The following is a 25,321-nucleotide window of genomic DNA, read 5'->3' as shown; positions in this document are numbered from 1 at the left end:
TTTCCGGTGCGGGTCGAATGCTACTTTGGAAGCGTTTTGCTGCATCTATCCGGGCAATCAGAAGAAGCCCAGCGGATTGATGTCGTAGCTCACCAGCAGGTTCTTGGTCTGCTGGTAGTGGTCGAGCATCATCTTGTGCGTCTCGCGACCGACACCGGATTTCTTGTAGCCACCGAACGCAGCGTGAGCCGGGTACAGGTGGTAGCAGTTGGTCCAGACGCGACCGGCCTTGATCCCGCGACCCATGCGGTAGGCACGGTTGATGTCACGGGTCCACACGCCGGCACCCAGGCCGAACTCGGTGTCGTTGGCGATGGCCAGGGCTTCGGCTTCGTCCTTGAAAGTGGTGACGCCGACCACCGGGCCGAAGATCTCCTCCTGGAACACGCGCATGCCGTTGTGGCCCTTGAGCAGGGTCGGCTGGATGTAGTAGCCGCTGGACAGGTCACCGGCCAGTTGCTCGGCGTTGCCGCCGGTGAGGATCTCGGCGCCTTCGTCGCGGGCGATCTGCAGGTAGGAAAGGATCTTGTCGTACTGCTGCTCGGACGCCTGGGCACCGACCATGGTCTCGGTGTCCAGCGGGTTGCCGCGCTTGATCTGCTTGACCTTCTTCAGTACCTCTTGCATGAACTGCGGGTAGATCGACTCCTGCACAAGGGCACGGGACGGGCAGGTGCACACCTCGCCCTGGTTGAAGAAAGCCAGCACCAGGCCTTCGGCGGCCTTCTCGATGAAGGATGGCTCGGCCTGCATGATGTCTTCGAAGAAGATGTTCGGCGACTTGCCGCCCAGCTCGACGGTGGACGGAATGATGTTCTCCGCCGCGCATTTCATGATGTGCGAACCCACCGGGGTCGAGCCGGTGAAGGCGATCTTGGCAATGCGCTTGCTGGTGGCCAGCGCCTCGCCGGCTTCGCGACCGAAGCCCTGGACGATGTTCAGCACGCCCGGCGGCAGCAGGTCGCCCACCAGCTCGACGAACACGGTGATCGACAGCGGCGTCTGCTCGGCCGGCTTGAGCACGATGCAATTGCCGGCAGCCAGGGCCGGGGCGAGTTTCCAGGCGGCCATCAGCAGCGGGAAGTTCCACGGGATGATCTGCCCGACCACGCCCAGCGGCTCGTGGAAGTGGTAGGCGGCGGTGTTGTCGTTGATCTCCGCGGCGCTGCCTTCCTGGGCGCGGATGCAGCCGGCGAAGTAGCGGAAATGGTCGGCGGCCAGCGGCACGTCGGCGTTGAGGGTCTCGCGGATGGCCTTGCCGTTGTCCCAGGTCTCGGCCAGGGCCAGCACTTCGAGGTTCTGTTCGATGCGGTCGGCGATCTTCAGCAGGATGTTCGAGCGGTCCTGCACCGAGGTGCGGCCCCAGGCGTCGGCGGCAGCGTGGGCGGCGTCGAGGGCCTTGTCGACGTCGGCAGCGTTGGAGCGCGGGAACTCGGCGATGGTCTGGCCGTTGACCGGCGAAGTGTTGCTGAAGTACTGGCCGCTCAGCGGCTGGACGAACTCGCCACCGATGTAGTTGCCGTAGCGCGGTTTGAAGGAAACGATGGCATCCGGGCTGCCGGGAGCTGCGTAGATCATGGGGTAGGCCTCTGCTGAACGGCGCCCGTCGTGGATGACGGGCAGTGACTGGATCTTAGTCAGCCACAACGGAGCAACGAATCGGCCCTTGGCAGGGAAGCCCTACTCATTTGGTAGTAGGGCCTCGCCTGCTGGGTCTACAGGGTCAGGAACAACTTCAGCGCACTGCCCTTGTCGATCCGGCTGCGATACACCTCGATGATCGCCTGGTTGCTCTGCGCGGCGACCACCTGCGGGCCGCGGTCATAGCGTTGCTCGCGGGTCTTGAGGTGGGCAGCGCTGAACTCGGCGTCCAGCCCATCGGCACTGGCGTAGTGGAAGTGCGCGTACCACAGCGGCGTGCCGTCCTTGTCGCGGATCACGAACTCTTGCAGGTAGTCCTGGGGAAAGCCCTTGCGCCTGGCCAGGGCGACCCGCTCGCCTTCCCGGGCGATGCTGATCTCATGCTGGTCGAGCAGCCAGGACACATGCCCCACCGTAGGCGCCTGCTTCTTCAGGATCGCCACGCGCAAGCGCCGGCCTTCCTCACGCATCGACAGGGCCTTGGCGGTCAGCGCCGCGCACTGGCGCGCCGCACTTGCCCCGTCGACGCTGTCTTCAGTGGCGTTTTCCCGGGTCAGCGCCTCCTGGATCTGTTGCACCAGGGCATCCAGGGGGCGCGCTTCGTAGATCAGGATGTCCTCGATATCGGCGCCGACAGTGGCGGTTTTCGCCTGGCTGCGTACCTTGGCAATGCGCCGCTCGGCATTATTGAGCAGCGCTGTGGAACGCTTGAGCAGGGTCGCCAGGCTCGCCGGCGTCGGGGCTGGCGGCTCCGCCCGGGTTTCCGCGACCGGCTGCCAGACGCCCGGCTCGGCGCTTTCCTCGTAGCTGGCCAGTTCCGTGTTGTCGATGGGGTCGACCACCACCACGGTCTCCGGTCGGCCCCCTTCGGCCTTGCGCCGCGCTCCGACCACCACGCCGCGATGGCGGGTGCGGATCAGGACCTGCTTGCGCCTGGCCGGCTTCGCCGCCGGCTCGCTCTGGCCTGGCAGCATCTGCAAGCGCGCGGCCAGCTCGTCCTGGGCTTCGCGTTGCAGCGATTCGAGGATCTGGATGAACGCATCGAGAAGTTCTGCGCCACCGGCCCGGCGCGGCAGCGCCTGATACAGGCGCGAGGTGTCCAGCGCCATGCCAAGGCGGCTGACCACGCTGTCGAGAATCTCCACCTGCTCGGATTCACTGAAGGCTTCCTTGCCGTCCAGGGCATCACGCATGCTCAAGCCGGTGCGCGCCGCCAGCAATGCACGGTAGAGCACCATGTAGTCGCTGCTCTGCTCGATATCGAGGATGGTCGCCGCACGCAGGCTCAGGTCCACCGATTTCCACGAGCGCAGGCTGGGTTCGTCCTGCAGCAGCTTCACGGTCTTGTCCGCCAGTTCCGGGCCGCCCGGCAGAATCTCGCGCAACAGCCGGCCCATCTCGGCGATCACCTGGTGGCAGGCAATCAGGCCTTCCACCTCCTCCTTGGCCTTGCGGCAGGCCTCCATCATGCGCTGGAACCGCTCGACATGCTCCGGCGTCTGCTCTTCCTGCGGCGAAGACGCCGGGCGCATATCGCGCATGATCACCTGGTTGTCGCTGAACAGGGAATGCAGGACATAGGACAGTTGGCCCTGTGTCCCGGCCCGGTCGTAGAGGTTGCGGGCGTGCATGCGCTTGAACTCCGGCACCGGCTTGAGCTGCTGCAACTGGCACAGGTTGTCGTCGAACTCCACCAGCACCCGATCCTGCTCGCGCAGGTGGCCGGCATAGATCTGCAAGTGCTCCTGGGTCGGGTATTGCTGACGCGCGGCCTCCTCCAGATCGGCCTGGACCTGGTCGCTGGACGCCATCCGCCGCGCCAGCAAGCGGGCATGGTTTTCCTCCAGCTGGACGACGCGTTGCCGATTGCTTTCGCGCAATTGCGCGATCCGCCGGTTGGCCGGCATGCCGCCACGCAGGCGCAGGCCGAAATCCAGCTGCCAGGTCCCGGCGCCACTGTTGCGCACCCAAGGCCCCGGTTTGCCTGCAGCATCGACCAGCCGGGGGCCATCTTCGGTAAAGGACAAGAGGTAGATCACTCCGTCGATCGACGCCCACCACTGCTGCTGGTAGTGATAGAGCCCCTGGTACTGCCCCTCGGTCTGCGGCGTGCCCAGTTGCTCCGTGGTCAATTCGCGGCTGAAGCTGGCCAGCGCTGTACGCTGGACAGCGGTGAGCCCGGTGCTGCCCCAGCCGAACCCGGACCAGGCCGGCGGCTGCGGCAATTCGACCCTGGCCGGCTCGATGCGCGGCGCCTCGCTGCCGCCCGCCACCGGCGGCAAGGTGGTTTCCCGTTGCAGGACGGATTCACGTTCCGGCAGCAACAACAGCGCCAGGCTCAGCAACAGTTGCGGCAACTCGCTCGTGTGCCCGGCGTCCTGGGAGTCGGCCAGCACGGTGCGCAAGCTGGCGAACAGCGGCAGCATCCACGCCGCCTTGACCAGCGGGCCATTGAAGAACGGCAGCACGGTGTTGAGCATCAGCCAGCCCAACTCCTGGTAGCCCAGCCAGCGACTGGCCTGGGTAGACAGGGTTTCCCGCTGCGCCCGCTCGATCAGTTCGCGGGCACAGGCCTCGTACAAATGCAGCACCACATCACCGTCCAGGCTCGCCTCGCCAAGCTTGGCCAGGGCCGGGACGCTGATCATGGAAAACTCGTCGCCCGGGAAGAAACGCACGATATGGGGTTCGGCAAAACCACCGTGGGCATAGACCGCCTGGCGGGCCCGGGGCAGGCGCTGGAGGATATCGTCCTGCAGCGCGCCGGGCTCGCACAGGGCCTTGAAGAAGGCCTCGCGACTGGCGAATTCGCGCAACGGCTCGCGGTGTATCGGGCGATACAGCAAGCAAGGACCTTCGCCGATCCGCGGCGCCTCGATCAGCCAGGCATTGACCGCGACATCTGCGCTGGCCCCGGACCTGGCGATGAACGACAGCGGGCGCAATGCCACCTGCGCCGGCAATCCCGGGCGAAACAGACTGTCCACTCGGGCAAGGCTTTCGGCGCTGAGGGCAGCGGGGTCGCGCAAGCGCATCTCCAGGGCCAGCAGCGGCACCTGCTCGCGGATCTGCCTGGCAAAGCGGCGCTGGCGTGTTTCGCGCTCGCTGGCATCGTCCAGGAGGTGGCGCTGCAACAGCGACGGATAGCGACCACCGACATCCTGGCGGGCCACCACGGCCTTCAGGTAGTCGACCGTCAGCCAACCCGGCAGGGTCGCTCCAGAGCGGCTGTGCAAGGTGACGGTGCCGGCCTGCAGCAACGCCAGGTTGCCCAGGGCAAACTGCATCGGCGTCAGGCGCACGGTGTGCTCTTCACCCGTCACGATCACGTTGCCGCCACTACCGCCGGCGGCTGCACTGACCTGCCTGTTGACCAGTTCCAGGTCGTCCAGGTCGGGCAACGGGTCATGGGGGTGGTCCTTGCGCATGGCGTCGAGCAGCTGCTCCCTGGCGAATTCAATGGCGTCGGGTACGCCATCGAGGAATGACTTGTCCTCGCCATCGCGCTGTATCCAGGCCAGGCGCATCAAGCGTGCGGCATAGTCACGACGCTGCTCTTCGCCGGCCCGGTGCAGCCAGTCCGGCAACTGCAGGCGGAAGCGCCGGCGGATTTCCCGCTGGCTGGCCTGGCACAGCTCCAGCAGCGAACTGGCCTGGTCCAGGCGCACCTGCAACGACTGTGCGGCGGTCATCCCCGCCAGCACCGGCAGGCGTACCAGGGCACCGATCAGGTCCTGCTGCTGCTCGCGCAACAGCAACGCCTGGTCGATGAATACCGAACCCGGCGCGCTGTACTGGTACAGGGACCGCGGCGAGGATTCACCCGCGCAACGTCCCACCAGCGTGCCACCCAGGGCATTGCGCGAGCCGAAGCGATACAGGGCGCCGCTCAGGGTGAACAGCAGGGCCATGCTGCGCTGCAACTGCGGCACTTCGCGTTCGAGCAGGATCGCGCTGGACAGTTGCGGATCCAGCCCCTGCCCGACGCAGGGGACCTGGCCGAGCAGGCTGACCTTGACCTCGACCAGGTTGTTCAGCAGGGCCCGTTCACTGGCCAGCGGGAAGCTGGCGATCACCCGTGCCGTCGCAGCTTCCAGGCTGTCCAGGCTGCCATTGGCGAACGACGCGTTCAGCACCTGGCCATATTGCTGCTGCAGATGGCCGGCCAGCCACAGCAACGGGCTGCCCTCGCCATCGGGGGCGAAATTCCAGTACTCGTACAACGCCTGCTGATAGGCCGACAGCAGGTAGCGGGCACTCTCGTTGATCAGCGCCTGCATCTCGGCGATCGGAACCTTGCTGCGAAAAGGCGTTTCCGCGCCCTTGTAGAAGCTCAGGTAGTCGGTATCGGCGTCCAGGCTCAGCACGCGGCCTTGGGCATGGCAGTCGACCAGCACATCGGCCAGTTCCTCGACATGCCGGTTGCCCGCCGCGTCGGTGCGATACAGCAGCAGCGCCGAAGGATCGGGTTCGGTCAGGCCGCGCAGGAAGCATTGCTCGAAGATCAGGCACCAGGCCACGTCGCGCAACGACGGGCGCCGGGCGAAACGCCGGGCGATGGGGCCGCAGAAAGGCGAATCGAGGGCCAGTTGGCCCAGGGGCGAGGGGGTGGGGGTCATGGCTGCGCTTCCTTGTGGAGAATGGAAGCAGCATTTCAGCGCTGCCCCGTTCGGCGCTGGCGGTACATCTTGCTGGGAGGGGCGTGGGTATCTACAGATCTCAGCCAAGCAGAAAGAACTGAGGTTGAGAGAGCGACGCGAAACTTGTGGGAGCTGGCTTGCCAGCGATTGCAGTAGTGAATTCACCGACGTCATCGCTGGCAAGCCAGCTCCCACAGGGTCCGCGTCGCTCTCTCAATCTAACTGAGATCTATAGATACCCATGCAGCGACGAGACCTGGTCACCGGGATATCAGCAATCCTTGAACTGCGCCTCGCGCTTGGCGATGAACGCGGCCATGCCTTCCTTCTGGTCATGGGTGGCGAAGGCGGCGTGGAACACCCGGCGCTCGAAGCGCACGCCTTCGGCCAGGCTGACCTCGAAGGCGCGGTTCACCGACTCCTTGACCATCATCGACACCGGGATCGACTTGCTGGCGATCACCGCAGCCACCTTCAGCGCTTCCTCGACCAGCTCCGCCTGCGGCACGATACGCGCCACCACGCCGGCGCGCTCGGCTTCCTCGGCGCCCATCAGGCGCCCGGTCAGGCACAGTTCCATGGCCTTGGCCTTGCCCACCGCCCGGGTCAGGCGCTGGGTGCCGCCCATGCCCGGCAACACGCCGAGGTTGATCTCGGGCTGGCCAAACTTGGCGTTGTCGGCCGCGAGGATGAAATCGCACATCAGCGCCAGTTCGCAGCCACCGCCCAGGGCGAAGCCGGATACCGCGGCGATGATCGGCTTGCGCCGGTTGGCCACGCGGTCACAGTCGCTGAACAGATCGTCGACATAGAGCTGCGGGTATTGCAGCTCGGCCATTTCCTTGATGTCGGCACCGGCGGCGAAGGCCTTGGCGGAACCGGTGATGACGATGCAGCCGATGTTGGCATCGGCCTCGCAGGCGTCCAGCACCTGGTTCAGCTCGCCGATGATCTGGCGGTTCAGCGCGTTGAGCGCCTGGGGCCGGTTCAGGGTGACCAGGCAGACCCGGTCACGGTTTTCGACGAGGATGGTTTCGTACGTCATGAGCTGCTCCCTTCAAAGATTGCGCGCAATGACCATGCGCTGAATGTCGCTGGTGCCTTCGTAGATCTGGCAGACCCGCACGTCGCGGTAGATCCGCTCCAGCGGGAAGTCGCTCAGATAGCCATATCCGCCCAGGGTCTGCAAGGCGTCCGAGCAGACCTTTTCGGCCATTTCCGAGGCGAAAAGCTTCGCCATGGAGGCCTCCACCAGCGCTGCGCGCCCGGCATCGCGCAATGCCGCGGCGTGATGGACCATCTGCCGGGCCACGGCGATCTTCGTGGCCATGTCCGCCAGGCGGAAGGCCACGGCCTGGTGCTCGATCAGCGGCTTGCCGAAGCTTTCGCGCTCGCGGGCATAATCCCGGGCCACCTCAAAGGCGGCGCGAGCCATGCCCACCGATTGCGCGGCGATGCCGATGCGCCCGCCTTCCAGGTTGGCCAGCGCGATCTTGTAGCCCTCACCCTCCTCGCCCAGGCGGTTGGCGAGCGGCACACGCACGTCGTCGAAGACAATCTGGCAGGTATCCGACGCATGCTGGCCGAGCTTGTCCTCGACCCGCGCCACCTGGTAGCCCGGGCTGTCGGTCGGTACCAGGAACGCGGTGATGCCACGCTTGCCCGCCGCCGGGTCGGTGACGGCGAAGACGATCACCAGCCCGGCATTGCTGCCGGAGGTGATGAACTGCTTGCAGCCATTGATCACGTAGTGGTCGCCGTCGCGGCGGGCGCGGGTCTTCAGGCTGCTGGCATCGGAACCGGCCTGGGGCTCGGTGAGGGCGAAGGCGCCGAGCATGGCGCCACTGGCCAGCGGGGTGAGGAAGCGGGCCTTCTGCTCGTCGTTGCCGAACTTGAGGATCGGCACGCAGCCCACCGAGTTGTGCACGCTCATGATGGTGGAGCAGGCGCCGTCACCGGCGGCCACTTCCTCCAGGGCCATGGCGTAGGCCAGGTAACCGGTGTCGCAACCGCCCCACTGCTCCGGCACCAGCATGCCGAAGAAGCCCATGTCGGCCATCTCGGCCATGGCCTCCTTGGGGAAACGGTGCTCACGGCTCCACTGCTCGGCGAAGGGGCGCAGGCGCTCCTGGGCGAACTGGCGGGCGGCGTCGGCGATCTGTTGTTGCTCATCGTTGACCAGCATGATTCACCTCAGTCCAGCAATTCGACAGCCATGGCCGTGGCCTCGCCACCGCCAATGCAGATCGCCGCCACGCCGCGGCGCTTGCCCTTCTGGCGCAGGGCCGAGAGCAGGGTCACCAGGATCCGTGCACCGGACGCACCGATCGGGTGGCCCAGGGCGCAGGCACCGCCGTGCACGTTGACCTTGTCGTGGGGCAGTTCCAGCTTGTGCATGGCCGCCAGGGTGACCACGGCAAAGGCTTCGTTGATCTCGAAGAGGTCGACGTCCGCCAGGTTCCAGCCGGTGCGCTTCATCAGCTTCTCGATGGCGCCGATCGGTGCGGTGGGGAACAGTGCCGGGGTGTCGGCGAAGGCCGAATGGCCGTGGATCACCGCCAGCGGCTTGAGGCCCAGTTGCGCGGCACGGGACTGGCGCATCAGGACCAGTGCCGCAGCGCCGTCGGAGATCGAACTGGCGTTGGCCGCCGTCACGGTGCCGCCGTCGCGGAATGCCGGCTTGAGCTGCGGGATCTTGTCCAAGCGCGCCTTGGGCGGCTGTTCGTCATCGCTGATCAGTACCTTTTCCTTGCCCACGGTGACTTCCACCGGAACGATCTCGGCGGCGAAGCTGCCGTCCTTGATCGCCTGCTGGGCACGGGTCAGCGAGGCGATGGCGAAGTCGTCCTGGGCCTGGCGACTGAAACCGTTGGCCTCGGCGCAGTCCTCGGCGAAGGTGCCCATCAGGCGGCCCTTGTCGTAGGCGTCTTCGAGGCCGTCGAGGAACATGTGGTCGATGATCCGGCCATGGCCCATGCGGTAGCCGCTGCGGGCCTTGTCCAGCAGGTACGGGGCGTTGGACATGCTTTCCATGCCGCCGGCCACCACCACCTCTGCGCTGCCGGCCAGCAGCAGGTCGTGGGCCATGATCGCCGCCTGCATGCCGGAGCCGCACATCTTGTTCAGGGTGGTGCAGGTGGTGCCTTTGTCCAGCCCGGCGCCCAGCGCCGCCTGGCGGGCCGGGGCCTGGCCGAGGCCGGCGGGCAGCACGCAGCCAAACAGCACCTGCTCGACGCTGGCCGGGGCGACACCGGCGCGCTCGACGGCGGCACGGATCGCGGCGGCGCCCAGTTGCGGCGCGGTCAGGCTCTTGAGGTCGCCCTGCAAACCACCCATGGGCGTGCGCACGGCGCTGACGATGACGATCGGATCGTTGACGAGGCTCATCTGTGTCTCTCCTTACTTGGCAGCCATGCGCAGGGCACCGTCGAGACGAATGGTCTCGCCGTTGAGCATGCTGTTCTCGATGATGTGGCGGGCCAGCGCGGCGTACTCGTCCGGACGGCCCAGGCGTGGCGGGAACGGCACCCCGGCGGACAGCGAGGCGCGGACTTCGTCGGTCATGCCGGCCATCATCGGGGTCTCGAAGATGCCGGGGGCGATGGTCATCACGCGGATGCCGAAGCGCGCCAGTTCACGGGCGGCCGGCAGGGTCAGGCTGGCGATGGCGCCCTTGGACGCGGCGTAGGCAGCCTGGCCGATCTGGCCGTCGAAGGCAGCGATGGACGCGGTGTTGATGATCACCCCGCGCTCGCCCTGCTCCGACGCGCTGCCTTCGGCCATGGCTGCGGCGGCCAGGCGCAGCAGGTTGAAGCTGCCGATCAGGTTGACGTTGATCACCCGGCTGAAGCTGTCCAGGCCATGAGGGCCGTTCTTGCCCAGGACCTTCTCGGCACCGACGATGCCGGCGCAGTTGACCAGCCCGTGCAGGCTGCCGAAGGCGGCCACGGCGGCATCCACGGCAGCCTTGGCGGCGGCTTCGTCGCTGATGTCGGCGACGGCGAAACGCGCCTGCTCGCCGAGGGCGGCGGCCTTGGCCGCGACGGCGTCGGCATTGAGGTCGACCAGCATCACCCGGGCGCCGGCCTCGATGAGCATTTGCGCGGTGGCGGCACCAAGGCCGGAAGCCGCGCCGCTGACGATGAAGTTATGGTTGGCGATCTGCATGCTGTGGTTCCTCAGGCGCTGGCCTTGTGGGCGTGCGCTTGTTGTTGAAGGGCGATTTCCTGGTTGCGCAGGATGAAGCGTTGCAGCTTGCCGCTCGGGGTCTTGGGCAACTCGCTGACGAATTCGATTTCACGCGGGTAGGCGTGGGCATAGAGGCGCTGGCGCACGTGCTGGCGCAGGGTTTCGGCGAGGTCGTCGTTGCCGGCGTGGCTGGTGCCGAGGACGACGAACGCCTTGATCAGCTCGGTGCGCTCCGGGTCCGGCTTGCCGATCACCGCCGCCTCGACCACCGCCGGGTGTTCGATCAGGGCGCTTTCCACGTCGAACGGACCGACCCGGTAGCCGGAGGTGGTGATCACGTCGTCGCTGCGTCCGACGAAGCTGATGCTGCCGTCCTGGTTCAGTTCGACGGTGTCGCCGCTGAGGTAGTACTTGCCGGCGAAGGACCGGGTCGGCAGGCCGTGATAGCCGCCGAACCAGCACAGCGGCGACTGCTCGCGGTCCACCGCGAGGATGCCCGGCCGGCCGGCGGGCAGTTCCTGGTGTTGCTCGTCGAGCACGACGATGCGGTGGCCGGGAATGGCGTAGCCGGCCGAGCCCGGGTTCACCGGATGCGCGAGGCCATGATGGTTGCACAGGACCATGCCCAGCTCGGTCTGCCCGTAGTGGTCGTGGATGGTCACGTCCAGCTCCTCGCGGAACCAGCGGATCACTTCCGGGTTGAGCGGCTCGCCGGCACTGCTGACCGCCCGCAGGCGACCCCGGACCGGTGCGGAAAACGCCTCGCCGGCGGCGATCAGCAGGCGGAAGGCGGTGGGCGATCCGGCAAGGTTGGTGATGCCGTACTTGTCGATCACCCGGCAGGTACTTTCCACGCTGAACGGACCATCGAAGAAGGTGGTGGCGTGCCCCAGGGACAGCGGCCCGGTCACCGCGTAGTACAGGCCGTAGGCCCAGCCCGGGTCGGCGAGGTTCCAGAAGGCATCCTCGGCACGCAGGTCGACGGCGTCGCGCATGTAGCCCTGGAAGGCAACGATGGCGCGCAGCGGCACTTCCAGCGGCTTGGCCGGGCCGGTGGTGCCGGAGGTGAACATCAGCAGGAACGGCGCCTCGCCCGGCAACAGCACGGGTTCGCGCTCGGGCGCGGCAGCCTTCAGTGCGGTGTGGAAATCCAGGTCGCCGCTGCCCTGGCGGGCGTCGACGCAGACGATGGCCGGGCAATGCTCGACGTCATCCAGCTTGGCCCGGTTGTGCGGCTCGGTGACCACCACCTTGGCCCCGGACGCATGCACGCGGTGTTCGATGGCCTTGGGCCCGAAGGCGGTGAACAGCGGCTGGTAGACGGCACCGAGGCGCCAGGTGGCGAGCACGGTGACCAGCAATTCGGCGGTACGCGGCAGCAGGCCGGCCACCCGGTCGCCAGGGCCGACGCCCAATGCCGCGAGGACATTGGCAAAACGTGCGGCGCGCTCGCGCAACTCGCTGAAACGGTAGCTGGCAGACTGCCCGTCACGCCCTTCCCAATACAGCGCGACCGCATCGCCATCGGCATGCCGGTCGCAGCATTCGACGCAGGCATTGAGCGCCGCGAGGCTGCCGGCCAGGGCCGCCTCGGCCGCCTGCGGATAATTGAAGGTATGTGCCGCCGCGCTGTAGTCACGCATTCGCCAGACTCCCCGTTGTTATTTTTGGAAGGAATTCGAAGGTCTGGAAATAGTCGCCCCGGTACCGCCCTGCGGCAATGGTCAAAGCTGTCAATCTGGATGACTGGTTTGGCCATTGGCCGCGCCGGGGCGGTGTCTGGGTCAAGGGTCCTGAAGGGTTGCCAGCGCCGTTTCGGTCAGGCTCCGGGCCTGCTCGTGCAGGGCCGTCTCGCGCGCTGCGCCAAGCTGGTTCATGCGCTGCAGGTAGTCCCCCTCCGTCAACTGCGCCTGCTGTTCGCACAGCCTTTCAAGGCGGTCCCAGAACTGCGCTTCGACGCGCCGGAAGTCCACAGCGTGCTGCCCGCGCAGGTAGTCGAGCCAGAAATCCTGGCGGGCGATGAATTCGGCCAGAGCCGGACTCGCCTCGGCGGTGTCGACCGCCTGTTTCGCCGCCTGGAGGTCGTCGTCGCTGACTGCCGCGATATCGCCGAACTGCATGTACCGCGGTTGCCCGGGCAAGGCCAGCTGATCGGCAAGACGCACGCGAAAGGCCAGGCTCACTTCCACTTCGTCGACCACCTGCCCGGCCAACTGGCGCTGGGTGATGATCTGGCGCGCGTGCTGCTCGAGCCGATCCAGGCGGAACAGGCGCCGGGCGAAGGCCAGCAGCGCCGCGCCCTGGTCGCCGTCCGGCACGCGGGTCCGGGCCAGGCTCACCTGCAGACGCACATCCAGCACGCTGAAGGCGGACGACACGCTGTCGACGCAGGTGGTCGGCGCGCTGGCCAGTTCGAACAGCGACTCGCGCAGCACGCTGCTCTCCACCGCCGCCCCGACCATCTGCCACACCCGCTCCTGCAGGTGCGCCGGCGCCAGGCGATATTCGGCGGTGTCAAGCAGATTGCCGAGCAGGCTGAAGAACGCCTGGGAGCCCGGCTCGCCACGCAGGCTTTGCCACTGCTCGTCGCGCTCGCGCAGCAGACCGTCCTGCATGCCGGCCAGCCATTGCTCGCGCACGCCATCCGACTCCTGGGCTGCGGCGGCCAGGCCGTCCGCCTCGCCGGCCTGCCAGAGGCGCTCGCGCACCTCGCGACGCAACGGGTTGCCGAACAGCACCGTGGCGCTGCGAATCCGCGCCGGTGCGTCGAAGAACGCCTCCGGCAGCAGGGTCAACTGGTTGCCACGCAGGTCGGCCAGCTCCAGGAACGGCCGGCCGATCAGGCCCTCCGGCAAGCTGCGGATCCCCGTACCGCGCAGGCTCAGGCGACGCAGGCGCGGCAAACGGCTGACATCGGGCACGCGCCCCAGCGGGCTGCGGTCAAGGTTGAGCACTTCCAGCCGTGTCAGGGTGGACAGCGTGGCCTGGCCGGCAAGGCTGAGGTGGATGTCGTTGCCGTCCAGGTACAACTCCTGCAACTGCGACATGTTTCCCAAGGCCGCCGGGATCTCGCTGCAGCCGTTCTGCCCGAGGTCGAGCCAGCGCAGGCCGGGAAAGCGCCGCAGGAAACCATCGACCCGCCGCCACTGCCCGGAGCCGGACAGGACAAGATCGACCACATGGGCAAAATCCACCGACTCCGGCAGTTCGGGCAGGTCACCGACGAAGGTCCGGCCCAGGCGCAGGCGATAGCCGATGACGCGTCCGTCGACATCGCACACCGGCGGGGTCTGCCGGCACCAGCAGCGGCGTATTTCATCGGCGACCCGGCGGCGCGCGGGGCGTGCGCTCACGGTGGTTTCCTGCTGCCAACGGGCAAGGATGCGCTCCAGGGTGCGCAGGCTGTCCTGCAGGCGCAACAGTTCGGCCATCGGGTCACCGTGGCGTTGATGCAGCTCATCCAGCCAGACGCTGGCCTCCAGGTCGTTGAAGCCCGGATACAGGCTGCGCACCATGCCGGTCAGGGTTCGCACGCCTGTTCCGCGACCACTGAGGGGATAGCCCAGGCGGCCATCGACAAAGCGTTGCGGGGCGCGGAAAAAACGCGGGCCGACGCTCATGCCGAGCAGGCCCGGCAAGCGCTCGCGGTCGGCGCCGGCCGCTTCGCGCAACAGGGTGCGTAGAAGTGTCGCCGGCTCGTCGCCGGCCACGCCCAGGCTCGCGCAATGGGCCGCACCGAGACCATCGACCAGGGCCTGGAACAGACTGACCGAAGCACCACCCAGCGCCCCGCCCTGCCCGTCGAATGCGGCGAAACATCCCCTGCTCCCCACCAGTACGCGTATTTCGCAGACTTGCGCGAGCGGCAGCAGACGCTCCAGTACAGGCCCGTCGAACGTGCCTTCGCGCAATTCGAAGGAAAGGCCCTGCGGCCAGCGCGGCGATTGGCGGAACAGGGAAAACACCATCCGCACCGTATCGCCCGCGCACCGAGCGTCGAGGTACAGGCCTTCCAGTGCTTCGAGCACACGCACCTCGCGCAGGGTGTCGCGGGCCTGTTCCTGCAGCGCCAGGGGAATACGACCATCGCTGCGTTCGCTGACCTCGGCTGCCTCGCACAACGCCTCGACGAACGGCTCGGGCAGGCCGGGAAACGCCCGTTGCAGGCGCAGCCCTCCAGCATCCAGGGTTGTCAGCGAGGTCCGGGCGCTGCGCTCGAACAGCGCAATGCCCAACGCATGGACATCGGCCTGCCAGGCGAGGGCCTCGTCGACCACGCCAGGCGCCGGGGGGGCCAGGTGGCGCACCATGCCCAGCAGATCCTGATCCAGCTGCTGCGCTGCGACGCCCTCGGCCAGTTGCGCGAAAAACCGGCCGATACGCGCCTGCAGACGGAAATCCGCCAATACCCGCACCAGCGCCACCGGCATCGCCCGGCGCTCTACCAGCAGGCCACGCAGACGCGCTTCGTCGTAACCACAGATCAGCGCCACCTGTTCACAGGCGCTGGTGGAAAGCCCGGCGCTGCGCGAGCCGAGGCGGCGCAGCAGGTAGGCGGTGCCCTGCCACTCCAGAGGATGTTCGCCGACGTGCCACCAGGCGCCGTCGTCATTGCCCAGCAACTCCGGTGTCCAGGCCTCGGGCCGGGAGGGATGGACCAGGCGCCAGCGGTCGCTGGTAGAGTCCTGGCGCACTTCGAAAAGCTGCGTGCCGGAGCGCCACCAATGCCGGCCCTGCATCTGTGACAAGCCATCCTCGACGGCAGGCGCGGGCAGGCTCAGTGGCAACTGGAAGCGACTGAGGACGGGCGAACCCAGGCGTGCCGTGCCGTCGCCACGACTCACCGGCAGCAAGCCATCGACGAAGGTGCTGCGGCGCAGCGCGCGCAGGGCCGCTGTCGAGCCGGCGGCGATCAGCGCGCCGAGGGCAACGTTGCCGACCACCCCCATCAGATGCCCGAGGGTCTCTTCGCGCTGGCCGTGACTCCAGTCGACCACCCCTTCGTAGACCTCCGAGAGCAGGTCCTTGACCAGCCCTACCAACATCAGTTCGCCCACCCCGGGGATGAACGAGGCAAGAATGCTGGCCACGGTCAGCCCGGCCGACTCCAGCGCCTGCACGCGCTGGCGGTGCACGGCCTGGTCGATGGTCGCGGTCGGTACCAGCAAGGCGGCAGCATCGGCCTTGATCCGCTCGATCTGCCGGCGTGCCAGGCGGGCGAATGGATCTCCCTCGACGGTCAGCCCCTGGGCCTGCAGTTGCGGACGGCTTTCTCCCAGGCAGGCGCGCAGTTTTTCCAGGAAGCTCAGGCGATCGTCGCGATCCAGCTGGCGAGTGAAGAACGCCACGTGGCGCTCGTAGCGCAGGTCGGTGGCCAGCTCGTCATTGAGCATGCCCCACGAGGCGAACTGCCGCAGCGGCTTGAGCGGATCACCCGGCAGGTGCAGCAGCAGTTGCCCGGCCAGTGCCGGGGCCTGCGCCGGGATCTCCAGGAGCAGCGCGCCGGGCACGTCGAAGCCCAGCACCTGCAGGGTGCAACAGCGCAGCGGACCGGGGTTGCCGGCGACGAAGGCGATTATCCAGTGCAGCGCGGCGGCATCGATGTCGCCCTTGAGATAACCGCAACGCGCCTGGGTCACCAGGGTCGCGCGACGATCATCGGCGAACAGGTCGAGGATCCGCTGGCTAGCGTTGGCATCCGCCGGGGTCAGCACCTCGTCCAGGTGCGTCTGGTAATGCCCGCCCAGGTCCAGCTCGCGGCACAGCGCCGCCACCTGCGCGGGCGCGCAGGCAAGCAGCTTGCCCGTCTCGACGACGCCGGAGCCCGGGTAGTAGTAGCTCGCGCTCGCCTGCTCGGCAGTGAAGTTCTGCAGCAGCCGCGGCAGCAGGTCGCTGTCCACCGCATAGCGACGAAACACGGGCAAGTCGACGTCGGTGACCCTGAAGGGTGAGAACTCCACGCGCAAGCGCACTTCCCGCCACAGCGCACCTTGCGCCTGCGGGTCGCAGCCAAGGCTGGCCAAGGCTTCGCCCAGGCGCGGCAGGGCGAAGTCATCCGGTGCCTGCAAGCGCGCCAGCAACTCGCCGATCCGCCCTTGGTAGCGGTGGTGTTCGGCGAGGCTGTCGCGCAGGGCGTCCAGTTCTTCGAGGGAGGCATCCTTGAGCCAGTCAGGGGCATTGCTGGCGATGAAGCGGTCGAGCGCCACACGGTCGTTGGCTGATTCGGTCATGAGCGAGGCTCCTCGGTTGGAAGAGCCGGCAGCCTAGGGAGCCTTGCGCTGCGGCGATCAGCAGGAAAGCGCGCCGCCCACGTCAACGCTTCCTGCCAGGACTTCAGGCATTGGCCAGGACCAGGCTGCGGTAGTGCCCGGGATTGCTCCCGGACCACTTGCGAAACGCCTTGTGGAACGAACTGGCATCAGCGAAGCCGAGGCGTTCGGCGATCTCGGCGAAGCTGAGGTCAGGCTGGGCCAGCCAGCCGATCGCCAGTTCCTTGCGCACGCTGTCCTTCAGCGCCTGGTAGGTCTGGCCTTCCTCGGCAAGACGACGACGCAGGGTCGAGGCGGAGATGCACAGGCGCTGGGCCAGGGCCTCGGTTTCCGGCCACTGGGCGGCGGGCTGGCGGCGCAGGTCATCCTTGATGCGCCGGGCCAGGCTGTCCGGGTCGCGGTACTTGACCAGGATGTTGCCTGGCGCCTGGGCGAGGAAACGCTGCAGCTCCTCGGCGCTGCGCCGCACTGGCAGGTCGAGGCAGTCGGCGGCGAAGATCATCCGCGTGCGTGGCCGGGCGAAGCGCAGGTTCTGCGAGAACATCACCCGGTAGTCGTCGCAGAAATCCGGCTCGGAGCAACGCAACTCGATGGCCAGGATCGGAATACGTCGACCGGCCAGCCAGCAGGCCACGCCATGGACGATCATCCAGAAGGTGAAGTAGGTAAAGGGCCGGCGCGGGTCCTGGTGCGGCTCGCCGATGACGATCTCGGCCAGACCTTGCTGGCGTACCAGCACCGGTTGCAGGTGCTCGAACGTAAGGCCCAGGAACTCCAGCGCCGAGGCCAGCGCCGCGCCGACCGTGGGCTGGGCCATGGACGAGCGGCAGAGGAAGGCCAGGCTGCCGCTGCGCAGGCCGCGGGGGTCCATGCAGAAGAATTCGTCGTTGCACCGTCGCGCCAACAGTCGCCAGAGCCGCGCGTAGGCGCTGGCCGGAACCCGGGCGTCGGGCTGCTCCAGGCGCGCCGGGTCGATGCCGACGCGCCCCAGCACTTCGGCGGTGGCCGCGCCCGGCGGGCAACTCTGCAACAGCGCCTCGCGCACCAGTTGCATGGAGATGGTGTCCTTCGTGGTGTTCAACGCAGTGTCGTCCCGGAGTTCGCTGCCCGGCATCTTAGGCGGCGTCATGGCTGTGGCGCCAGACCGAGGAACGCCTGGATCAGGCGCAGTTCGCGCCGCCGTTCCAGGCAGCCCAGCATGTGCTGGTTGACCAGTACGGCGCCACTGATGGGCCGTGCCACCACCCGCGGGTCATGGCCCAGTTCCGCCGAGGAGACGATGCCGATGCCCAGTTGCGCCGCCACCGCCTCGGTCACCGCCTCGCGGCTGTCCAGCTCCAGCACCACTCGCGGCTGCACGCCGGCACTTTCGCAAGCCTGGTCGAAGGTGCGCCGGGTGATCGACGAGGGCTCGCGCAGGACCATGATCTGCTTGTCCAGCTCGGCCAGCGCCAGCTCGCCACTGCGATCCGCCCAAGGATGGGCCACCGGCAGCAGGGCACAGATCCGCGAGGGCTCCAGGGCTTGCAGGTACAGGCCCTTGCGCGGTTCGACCTCGGTCAGCACCGCCACGTCGGCGTGCTCGGAAAGCAGCGCCGCGAGAGTTTCCTGGGCGTTGCCCAGGCGCAGGTTGACGGTGATCCCCGGATAACGCTCGCGCAACTGCGCCAGCATCGGCATGACCCGGTGCGGGCCGTCGGCGGCAACCTCCAGGCGGCCGGTAAGCAACTGCCGGTTGGCTTCCAGCATGGCCTGGGCCTCTTCGGCCAGGCTGAACAAGGCCCGGGTGATCGCCGCCAGGCGCGTGCCCTCCTCGGTCAGCTCGACCCGACGGGCGGTACGCCGCAACAAGGTGATCTGGTAGTGCTCCTCCAGCGCCTTGACATGGCCGGTCACCGCCGGCTGGCTGATGAACAGCCGCGCGGCGGCGCGGGTGAAGCTGCCTTCGCGGGCAACGGCATCGAAGGCACGGAGCTGGAACAGGTTCATATCTATCGGCCTGACTTATGGCTGGCATAACGACAAACAATTTGATTGATGGCTCACGGAATTGCAACTTAGCGCCCATGGATTCTGCCAACCGCCGTGAGGAATACCGCGATGAGTAATGCCCCGCTCCTGCTGACCCCAGGCCCGCTGACCACCTCGGCACGCACCCGCAACGCGATGCTGACCGACTGGGGTTCCTGGGACCGCGACTTCAACCAGCTGACCGCGAGCCTGTGCGAGCAACTGCTGGGTATCATCAACGGCCACGCCAGCCACCAGTGCGTGCCCCTGCAAGGCAGCGGCACCTTCGCCGTGGAAGCGGCGATCGGCACCCTGGTACCGCGGGACGGCAAGGTCCTGGTGCTGATCAACGGTGCCTATGGCCAGCGCCTGGCGAAGATCTGCAAGGTCCTGGGCCGCGCCTTCAGCACCTTCCAGACCGCCGAGGACGAGCCGACCACTGCCGCTGCGGTCGACGAACTGCTGCACGCCGACCCGGCCATCAGCCATGTCGCCCTGATCCACTGCGAAACCAGCACCGGCATCCTCAACCCGCTGGCAGAGATCGCCCAGGTGATCGCCAGCCATGGCAAGCACCTGATCATCGACGCCATGAGCTCCTTCGGCGCCCTGCCGATCGATGCCGCCCAGGTGCCCTTCACCGCGCTGATCGCGGCTTCCGGCAAATGCCTGGAAGGCGTGCCGGGCATGGGCTTCGTCTTTGCCGAGAACAACGCGCTGGCCGCTGCCAAAGGCAACAGCCACTCGCTGGCCATGGACCTGCACGACCAGCACGCCTACATGAAGAAGACCGGACAATGGCGCTTCACCCCGCCGACCCATGTGGTGGCCGCACTGCACGAAGCCTTGCTGCAATACAACGAGGAAGGCGGCCTGGCCGCCCGTCACCAGCGCTACGCCGACAACTGCACGGCGCTGCTGGAGGCCATGGCCGATCTCGGTTTCCGTAGCTTCCTGCCGGCGCAGATCCAGGCGCCGATCATCGTCACCTTCCATGCCCCGCGAGACAGCCGCTACCAGTTCAAGGACTTCTACGAGCGGGTCAAGGCCAAGGGCTACATCCTCTACCCGGGCAAGCTGACCGAGGTGGAAACCTTCCGCGTCGGCTGCATCGGCTGCGTCAACCCGGACGGCATGCGCGCCGCGGTGGACGCGGTGGCGCAGGTACTGCGCGAAATGAACGTCAACGACATCTGAAGCCCGATCGAATTCGCCAAGGACTTTTCCAATGAACTACAGCAACCCGAAACAACTGCAAGCCGCGATTCTTGACTGGGCTGGCACCGTGGTCGACTTCGGCTCCTTCGCGCCGACGCAGATCTTCGTCGAGGCCTTCGCCGAGTTCGACGTCGAGGTTTCCATCGACGAGGCCCGGGGCCCCATGGGCATGGGCAAGTGGGACCATATCCGCACCCTGTGCGACCAGCCGCAGATCGCCGAGCGCTACCGCAAGGTGTTCGGCCGCGCGCCGAGCGACGACGACGTCACCGCCATCTACCAACGCTTCATGCCGCTGCAGATCGAGAAGATCGCCACCCACTCGGCGCTGATTCCCGGCGCCCTGGACACCATCACCCGCCTGCGCGGCGACGGCCTGAAGATCGGCTCGTGCTCCGGCTACCCGAAAGTGGTGATGGACAAGGTGGTGGAACTGGCCGAGAAGAACGGCTACGTCGCCGACCACGTTGTTGCCACCGACGAAACCCCGAACGGCCGCCCATGGCCGGCCCAGGCCCTGGCCAACGTGATCGCGCTGGGCATCGACGATGTGGCGGCGTGCGTGAAGGTGGACGATACCGTGCCGGGCATCCTGGAGGGTCGTCGCGCGGGGATGTGGACGGTGGCGCTGGTCTGCTCGGGCAATGCCCTGGGCCTGACCTACGAAGGCTACCGGGCGCTGGACGCCGAGACCCTGGTCAGCGAACGCAAGCGCATCCATGCACTGTTCGAAGGTTCGCGGCCGCACTACCTGATCGACACGATCAACGAGCTGCCGCAGGTGATCGCCGATATCAACCGGCGCCTGGCGGCAGGTGAGATGCCGCAGTCGGTGTAGGTCTGCTCCATCCCCGTGGGCGCTGGCCTGCCATCACCCACGGGGACCTGGCTTATCCCTGGTGCCGCGCCACCCACTTGGCAAAGGCATCGATGAACCCCTGCAAGAACGGCCGCGCCTTCTCCGACAGCTTGCCCTGCTCGTCGAACAAGGTCGCCGCCCCGCCCACGTAAGCCTCCGGCTGCTGCAGGCACGGCACGTCGAGGAACACCAGCGACTGGCGCAGATGATGGTTGGCGCCAAACCCGCCCACCGCCCCCGGCGACACGCTGATCACCGCCCCCGGCTTGCCGCTGAACACACTCTGGCCATACGGCCGCGAGCCCACGTCGATGGCATTCTTCAGTGCACCCGGCACCGAGCGGTTGTACTCGGGGGTGACGAACAACAGCCCCTGGGTCCCCTTGATCTCCTCGCGGAAGTGCTTGTAGGCCGCCGGCGGATCGACATCGATGTCTTCGTTGTAGAGCGGCAGGTCACCGATCTCGACGATCTTCAACTTGAGGTTCGACGGTGCCAATTCGCCGAGCGCCTGGGCGACCTTGCGATTGAGGGACGCCTTGCGCAGACTGCCAACCAGCACCGCGACCGTATAGACCTGGCTCATGACCACTTCCACCTGTACGAATATTGGGAATTGGTAGTTATAGATGATGGGTCGGCGACGTGAGGTTTTTTTCCAGGGCTGGTAAAACTCCCCCCAGACGCCACGGTCTATGGACCACGGAGTTAATCTTTTCTTGAGGCGTTGAACGAAAATGACAGCAGTACTGGTCGGGCAATTTCATGCGCGGGACGCCGAGGGACGCGTCTATCCCGTACATGAGTTTCAGGAAGCCACCTTGCAGGCCGATGGAAGCGCCGCCTCGTTACCGGTCACCACGTACCGCCTGGCGATCGGCGACCGGGTCAATCATCTGGGCGAAGATCGTTTCGAACTGGTGCAGAGCGGCGTGGAGATCATCCGCATTCCGTGATGCGGATCGACGACGGCCCGCCGTGCCGGGCCGTCGGGCATTTCCGCACGCGCAAACGAAAAAGGCGATCCTCGCGGATCGCCTTTTTCGTGTACCGCCAACAGGAGCGGATATGTTTGGTAGGCACAATTGGACTCGAACCAACGACCCCCACCATGTCAAGGTGGTGCTCTAACCAACTGAGCTATGTGCCTGCTGTGGGGCGGCATTCTACGCATCTGGCTGTGGCTGTCAACACCCTTCTTGCAGAAAAATCTGCAAAAAAATCAGCGACTTCAAAAACCAGCCGTACAGAGTGATACACGACAGTCACTTCCAGACATATCCCGGATACCCGTGGTGGAGACCATGGCATCGGCGGCACCCGCCCGCCCGTCGACTGACAACCTTGCCCATGAGGTCACCATGAACCTGCTTGCCCTGAATCCCCTCGACACCGCCCGCCAACGACTCGACCGCCTCGCCCCCTGGAGCTGGGACATCCCCCTGCGGCTGTTCCTGGCCTGGGAGTTCTTCGAGTCCGGGCTGGAGAAATGGCACGGCGACAACTGGTTCGAACAGATCCACGCCAACTTCCCGTTCCCCTTCGACCACTTTTCCGCCGGCTTCGACTGGCAGGTATCGATGTGGGCCGAACTGATCGCGCCGCTGCTGCTGTTGCTGGGGCTTGGCACCCGCCTGGCCTCTGTCGCCCTGGTAGTGCTGACCATCGTCGCCATCGCCGCGGTCCACTGGCCGGCACAATGGTCGACCCTGGGCGAGCTGGCCCAGGGCTATTCGATCACTGATCATGGATTTGGCAACTACAAGCTGCCCTTGATCTACCTGGTGGCGCTGGTCCCGCTGATGCTGAAGGGTGCCGGGAAGCTCAGTGTGGATGCGCTGTTGCGCAAGGTCGGTTAAAGAGTTGGGGCCGTTCTGCGGCCCCGGAACATCAATAGAGACAGGTGCCAGGTACCACGCCTTGCACCTTCAGGTCGTACAGCAATGCAATTCCTTCGCGCTCCAGGACAGCAGACTTCAGCCCCGTCCGTTCAGCCAGCGCTTGCAGATGTGCCCGCCCGCTGATGTGCTGCTCGCGCAACGACATCAGCAGCAGGTAGGCCAGCGGCGCAAGCCGCGAAAAATGCACCTTCTGATCCGCCCCGCGCCGCGCCAGCAGCAACGTGGGCTCGGTCGGCGCCTCTGTCGGCACTTGGCCGGGCCCTAGATGACTGACCGGCCAGGCGTACGCCAGCGGCATGGCGAGGCTGGACAGCAGCGGCACGCCGTCCAGCAGATCGCCCTCCGGGTCATGCGCCGGATCCGCGCTGTCGCTGAGCAGCAACACCGTCTCGATCCACTCGTAGTGGGCCAGCTCGGCCATCCAGCCGGGCAGGTCCTCGCGTTTCTCCAGATAGTCGACCCACTCCCCCGCCACTTCGGTGAACAGTGGCGTGCGGCAGCGATGGCGGGCATAGAAATCTTCCACCAGCGCCTGCCAGGGCTTATCCGCCAGGGTGGCGCGCAGCACCGGGAAGCTCCCGGCCAGCAGCCCTTGCACATTGCCGAGGAACAGTTGCCGGTACACCGCCAGGCGTCGTGCCTCGATACCGGGCGGCGGCGGGTTGGACTGGGGATCTCGGATAAAACGGGTCATGCGCAATTGTTGTTCACGCAGGGCCTCATCCATGACGTACCTCCAAGGCGGTCTGCATCTGACGAATATGCGCCACTTCGCCGAGCAACTCGGCGAGCGGCGGAAAATTGAAGTCGCGCTCCAGCAAGGTCGGTATCGGACCCATCCACCGATAGACCTCGGCCAGCAGGCGCCAGACGTCATCCACCACCGGGGCACCGTGGGTATCGATCTTCAGGTCCGGCGCCTCGTCGTAATGTCCGGCCACATGCAGGCAGGCCACACGGCCGACCGGTACACGGGCAAGGAAGGTCGCCGCGTCATAGCCGTGGTTGCAGGCGTTCACCACCAGATTGTTGACGTCCAGCAGCAGGTCGCAATCTGCCTCATCGAGCACCGCCAGGAGGAAATCGATCTCGCTCATCGCCTGGTAGGGCGCGGCGTAGTAGGAGATGTTTTCCACGGCAATGCGCCGGCCCAGGGCATCCTGCACCTCGCGGATGCGCCTCGCGACATGGCGCACGGCCTCTTCGGTGAAAGGCATGGGAATCAGGTCGTAGAGGTGACCGTCGTCGGAGCAGTAGCTCAGGTGCTCGCTGAACAGCGGCACCTGGTGGCGGTCGAGAAAATGGCGGATGCGCCGCAGGAATTGGTGATCCAGCGGCGCGGGGCCGCCGAGAGACAGCGACAGACCGTGGCAGGCCAGCGGATGGCGCTCGGCCAGGCGGGCCAGGTCGTCGCCAAAGGCACCGCCGACACCGATCCAGTTGTCCGGTGCGCATTCGAGAAAATCCACCGCGCCGGCCTCCATGGCCAGCAATTCGGGCAGCAACGAGCGACGCAGGCCGAGCCCCGCTCCCTGCAAGGTCGATGAAGGATTCATGGCAGCTCTCTACTTGGGAGGCCGTCACGAAACCCGACAAGCTCGCGCATTCAGGTTTCGTGTCGGCAATCGGGCTCAGTTGCCGGCCTTGCTCAGCTTGCCGTACAGGTCGGCAGGGAACGGCTTGCCGTTGGCGTCGAACTGGCCCTTGCGGAACTGATAGACCTCGCCCTCGGAAAGGAAACCGTCGTGGTTGGCGTCGATGGCCTCGAACTCGGCAGTGGCCTTGGGCGCTACCGCCAGCAGTTCGGCCTTGGAAACTCGGCCATCATGGTCGGTGTCGGTGCGGGCGAAGGACGCGTCGCCGCACTTGCCTTCACCGCACTTGCCTTCGGCCTGGGTGGCCTTGGCCTGGGCACCACCGCTACCGCACTTGCCCTCGCCACACTTGCCCTCCCCGGCCTTTTCCGCCGCGGCGAGCTGGTAGCCTTGCGGCAGGGCTTCCACTGCAAAGGCTGCGGACGTCATGTTGATACCTCCGACCAGGGCGATGCTGAGCAGGCCGAGACGGGTCTTGCTGGGGAACTGGATACGGGACATGGTGCTTCTCCGGGTTTCGACATGAGGGTGCCAGGGAAGTCGGCGTACTGGCCGCTTCGCTCAGGCAGGCTCATTGGACCCGCCGCATGTATCTGCCACGTATCCGCAAGGAGAAGGGTTTGTAAGCGAAGACCGGGAAGCGCGTGGCTGGATACAGAGGGATACATTGCGCCCCGCTGCCCGCCGCGCGGAAACGACAAAAGCAAAAAGGGCGACCCTCTCGGATCGCCCTTTTCGTTTACCACCAACAGGAGCGGTGATGTCTGGTAGGCACAATTGGACTCGAACCAACGACCCCCACCATGTCAAGGTGGTGCTCTAACCAACTGAGCTATGTGCCTGCTGTGGGGCGCATTCTACGCTTACGACAAAACGTGTCAACCGATTTTTCAGCTAAATCACTGAATAATAAAAATTTTTATCCCGACACCCGGTTCGGCCCACGGCTTTCGTCCGATTTCCAACGGGTGGCTGGCGGGTGTTTATTATTATTGATAGG

General features: G+C 66.3%; 18 protein-coding genes and 2 tRNA genes. 4 read left to right on the top strand and 16 right to left on the bottom strand.

Annotated elements, in window-relative coordinates; genetic code table 11:
* Nucleotides 1-57: 57 nt before the first annotated feature.
* The 10 genes from exaC to V0R59_RS15785 form a co-directional block, all read right to left on the bottom strand.
* The gene (gene exaC, locus V0R59_RS15830; RefSeq protein WP_330075199.1) at nucleotides 58-1,578 is read right to left on the bottom strand and encodes an acetaldehyde dehydrogenase ExaC; all 1,521 of its coding nucleotides are present in this window, start codon (nucleotides 1,576-1,578) and stop codon (nucleotides 58-60) included.
* A gap of 137 nt (nucleotides 1,579-1,715) precedes the next feature.
* A complete protein-coding gene (locus V0R59_RS15825; RefSeq protein WP_330075198.1) occupies nucleotides 1,716-6,260 on the bottom strand; it encodes a dermonecrotic toxin domain-containing protein in 4,545 nt (1,514 codons plus the stop codon).
* A 292-nt stretch (nucleotides 6,261-6,552) separates the two neighbouring features.
* Nucleotides 6,553-7,326, bottom strand: coding sequence for an enoyl-CoA hydratase (locus V0R59_RS15820; protein WP_330075197.1), 774 nt, complete (start codon nucleotides 7,324-7,326; stop codon nucleotides 6,553-6,555).
* A gap of 12 nt (nucleotides 7,327-7,338) precedes the next feature.
* Nucleotides 7,339-8,466: an acyl-CoA dehydrogenase gene (locus tag V0R59_RS15815; RefSeq protein ID WP_330075196.1), complete on the bottom strand. Its 1,128-nt coding sequence runs from the start codon at nucleotides 8,464-8,466 to the stop codon at nucleotides 7,339-7,341.
* Nucleotides 8,467-8,474: 8 nt separating this feature from the next.
* Nucleotides 8,475-9,668: an acetyl-CoA C-acyltransferase gene (locus V0R59_RS15810; protein ID WP_330075195.1), complete on the bottom strand. Its 1,194-nt coding sequence runs from the start codon at nucleotides 9,666-9,668 to the stop codon at nucleotides 8,475-8,477.
* Nucleotides 9,669-9,680: 12 nt separating this feature from the next.
* On the bottom strand, nucleotides 9,681-10,448 hold the full coding sequence (locus V0R59_RS15805) for an SDR family NAD(P)-dependent oxidoreductase (protein ID WP_330075194.1): 768 nt from the start codon (nucleotides 10,446-10,448) through the stop codon (nucleotides 9,681-9,683).
* An 11-nt stretch (nucleotides 10,449-10,459) separates the two neighbouring features.
* Nucleotides 10,460-12,112, bottom strand: a complete 1,653-nt coding sequence (locus tag V0R59_RS15800) for an AMP-binding protein (RefSeq protein ID WP_330075193.1) — start codon at nucleotides 12,110-12,112, stop codon at nucleotides 10,460-10,462.
* Nucleotides 12,113-12,253: 141 nt separating this feature from the next.
* Nucleotides 12,254-16,699, bottom strand: coding sequence for an NEL-type E3 ubiquitin ligase domain-containing protein (locus tag V0R59_RS15795; protein ID WP_330075192.1), 4,446 nt, complete (start codon nucleotides 16,697-16,699; stop codon nucleotides 12,254-12,256).
* A gap of 103 nt (nucleotides 16,700-16,802) precedes the next feature.
* Nucleotides 16,803-17,867: an AraC family transcriptional regulator gene (locus V0R59_RS15790; RefSeq protein ID WP_330075191.1), complete on the bottom strand. Its 1,065-nt coding sequence runs from the start codon at nucleotides 17,865-17,867 to the stop codon at nucleotides 16,803-16,805.
* The gene (locus tag V0R59_RS15785; protein ID WP_330075190.1) at nucleotides 17,864-18,727 is read right to left on the bottom strand and encodes a LysR substrate-binding domain-containing protein; all 864 of its coding nucleotides are present in this window, start codon (nucleotides 18,725-18,727) and stop codon (nucleotides 17,864-17,866) included. Before V0R59_RS15785 ends, V0R59_RS15790 begins: the two co-directional genes overlap by 4 nt.
* Before the next feature lie 111 nt (nucleotides 18,728-18,838).
* Between V0R59_RS15785 and V0R59_RS15780 the strand changes: the two genes are divergently transcribed.
* Both V0R59_RS15780 and phnX read left to right on the top strand, forming a co-directional pair.
* On the top strand, nucleotides 18,839-19,945 hold the full coding sequence (locus tag V0R59_RS15780; protein ID WP_330075189.1) for a 2-aminoethylphosphonate--pyruvate transaminase: 1,107 nt from the start codon (nucleotides 18,839-18,841) through the stop codon (nucleotides 19,943-19,945).
* A gap of 31 nt (nucleotides 19,946-19,976) precedes the next feature.
* The gene (phnX, locus tag V0R59_RS15775) at nucleotides 19,977-20,804 is read left to right on the top strand and encodes a phosphonoacetaldehyde hydrolase (protein ID WP_330075188.1); all 828 of its coding nucleotides are present in this window, start codon (nucleotides 19,977-19,979) and stop codon (nucleotides 20,802-20,804) included.
* 52 nt (nucleotides 20,805-20,856) lie between these two features.
* On the opposite strand, the gene V0R59_RS15770 is transcribed toward phnX, so the two are convergent.
* Nucleotides 20,857-21,411, bottom strand: coding sequence for an NADPH-dependent FMN reductase (locus V0R59_RS15770; protein ID WP_330075187.1), 555 nt, complete (start codon nucleotides 21,409-21,411; stop codon nucleotides 20,857-20,859).
* Nucleotides 21,412-21,562: 151 nt separating this feature from the next.
* On the opposite strand from V0R59_RS15770, the gene V0R59_RS15765 reads away from it, so the two are divergent.
* Complete coding sequence (locus tag V0R59_RS15765; protein ID WP_330075186.1) at nucleotides 21,563-21,781, top strand: hypothetical protein; 219 nt, start codon at nucleotides 21,563-21,565, stop codon at nucleotides 21,779-21,781.
* A gap of 117 nt (nucleotides 21,782-21,898) precedes the next feature.
* On the opposite strand, the gene V0R59_RS15760 is transcribed toward V0R59_RS15765, so the two are convergent.
* Nucleotides 21,899-21,975: transfer RNA gene (locus tag V0R59_RS15760), tRNA-Val, on the bottom strand.
* Between the two features lie 211 nt (nucleotides 21,976-22,186).
* Here V0R59_RS15760 and V0R59_RS15755 point away from each other — a divergent pair.
* The gene (locus V0R59_RS15755) at nucleotides 22,187-22,684 is read left to right on the top strand and encodes an HvfX family Cu-binding RiPP maturation protein (protein ID WP_330075185.1); all 498 of its coding nucleotides are present in this window, start codon (nucleotides 22,187-22,189) and stop codon (nucleotides 22,682-22,684) included.
* A 31-nt stretch (nucleotides 22,685-22,715) separates the two neighbouring features.
* On the opposite strand, the gene V0R59_RS15750 is transcribed toward V0R59_RS15755, so the two are convergent.
* The 4 genes from V0R59_RS15750 to V0R59_RS15735 form a co-directional block, all read right to left on the bottom strand.
* Complete coding sequence (locus tag V0R59_RS15750) at nucleotides 22,716-23,453, bottom strand: HvfC family RiPP maturation protein (protein WP_330075184.1); 738 nt, start codon at nucleotides 23,451-23,453, stop codon at nucleotides 22,716-22,718.
* The gene (locus V0R59_RS15745) at nucleotides 23,446-24,282 is read right to left on the bottom strand and encodes an HvfB family MNIO-type RiPP peptide maturase (protein ID WP_330075183.1); all 837 of its coding nucleotides are present in this window, start codon (nucleotides 24,280-24,282) and stop codon (nucleotides 23,446-23,448) included. The genes V0R59_RS15750 and V0R59_RS15745 overlap by 8 nt, the downstream gene beginning before the upstream one ends.
* 75 nt (nucleotides 24,283-24,357) lie before the next feature.
* Complete coding sequence (locus tag V0R59_RS15740) at nucleotides 24,358-24,822, bottom strand: HvfA family oxazolone/thioamide-modified RiPP metallophore (RefSeq protein WP_330075182.1); 465 nt, start codon at nucleotides 24,820-24,822, stop codon at nucleotides 24,358-24,360.
* A gap of 264 nt (nucleotides 24,823-25,086) precedes the next feature.
* Nucleotides 25,087-25,163 (bottom strand) — tRNA-Val (locus V0R59_RS15735).
* Nucleotides 25,164-25,321 lie beyond the last annotated feature (158 nt).

The sequence above is a fragment of the Pseudomonas ulcerans genome (assembly GCF_036324125.1).
Classification (GTDB): domain Bacteria; phylum Pseudomonadota; class Gammaproteobacteria; order Pseudomonadales; family Pseudomonadaceae; genus Aquipseudomonas; species Aquipseudomonas ulcerans.
The sequence above is the reverse complement of the archived record's forward strand: the minus strand, read 5'-3'. Positions and strand labels throughout refer to the sequence as shown.

Excerpts from the sequence above, each read along its gene's own strand:
- exaC (WP_330075199.1), bottom strand. The coding sequence starts at position 1,578 with ATGATCTACGCAGCTCCCGGCAGCCCGGATGCCATCGTTTCCTTCAAA.
- V0R59_RS15825 (WP_330075198.1), bottom strand. The coding sequence starts at position 6,260 with ATGACCCCCACCCCCTCGCCCCTGGGCCAACTGGCCCTCGATTCGCCT.
- V0R59_RS15820 (WP_330075197.1), bottom strand. The coding sequence starts at position 7,326 with ATGACGTACGAAACCATCCTCGTCGAAAACCGTGACCGGGTCTGCCTG.
- V0R59_RS15815 (WP_330075196.1), bottom strand. The coding sequence starts at position 8,466 with ATGCTGGTCAACGATGAGCAACAACAGATCGCCGACGCCGCCCGCCAG.
- V0R59_RS15810 (WP_330075195.1), bottom strand. The coding sequence starts at position 9,668 with ATGAGCCTCGTCAACGATCCGATCGTCATCGTCAGCGCCGTGCGCACG.
- V0R59_RS15805 (WP_330075194.1), bottom strand. The coding sequence starts at position 10,448 with ATGCAGATCGCCAACCATAACTTCATCGTCAGCGGCGCGGCTTCCGGC.
- V0R59_RS15800 (WP_330075193.1), bottom strand. The coding sequence starts at position 12,112 with ATGCGTGACTACAGCGCGGCGGCACATACCTTCAATTATCCGCAGGCG.
- V0R59_RS15795 (WP_330075192.1), bottom strand. The coding sequence starts at position 16,699 with ATGACCGAATCAGCCAACGACCGTGTGGCGCTCGACCGCTTCATCGCC.
- V0R59_RS15790 (WP_330075191.1), bottom strand. The coding sequence starts at position 17,867 with ATGACGCCGCCTAAGATGCCGGGCAGCGAACTCCGGGACGACACTGCG.
- V0R59_RS15785 (WP_330075190.1), bottom strand. The coding sequence starts at position 18,727 with ATGAACCTGTTCCAGCTCCGTGCCTTCGATGCCGTTGCCCGCGAAGGC.
- V0R59_RS15780 (WP_330075189.1), top strand. The coding sequence starts at position 18,839 with ATGAGTAATGCCCCGCTCCTGCTGACCCCAGGCCCGCTGACCACCTCG.
- phnX (WP_330075188.1), top strand. The coding sequence starts at position 19,977 with ATGAACTACAGCAACCCGAAACAACTGCAAGCCGCGATTCTTGACTGG.
- V0R59_RS15770 (WP_330075187.1), bottom strand. The coding sequence starts at position 21,411 with ATGAGCCAGGTCTATACGGTCGCGGTGCTGGTTGGCAGTCTGCGCAAG.
- V0R59_RS15765 (WP_330075186.1), top strand. The coding sequence starts at position 21,563 with ATGACAGCAGTACTGGTCGGGCAATTTCATGCGCGGGACGCCGAGGGA.
- V0R59_RS15755 (WP_330075185.1), top strand. The coding sequence starts at position 22,187 with ATGAACCTGCTTGCCCTGAATCCCCTCGACACCGCCCGCCAACGACTC.
- V0R59_RS15750 (WP_330075184.1), bottom strand. The coding sequence starts at position 23,453 with ATGGATGAGGCCCTGCGTGAACAACAATTGCGCATGACCCGTTTTATC.
- V0R59_RS15745 (WP_330075183.1), bottom strand. The coding sequence starts at position 24,282 with ATGAATCCTTCATCGACCTTGCAGGGAGCGGGGCTCGGCCTGCGTCGC.
- V0R59_RS15740 (WP_330075182.1), bottom strand. The coding sequence starts at position 24,822 with ATGTCCCGTATCCAGTTCCCCAGCAAGACCCGTCTCGGCCTGCTCAGC.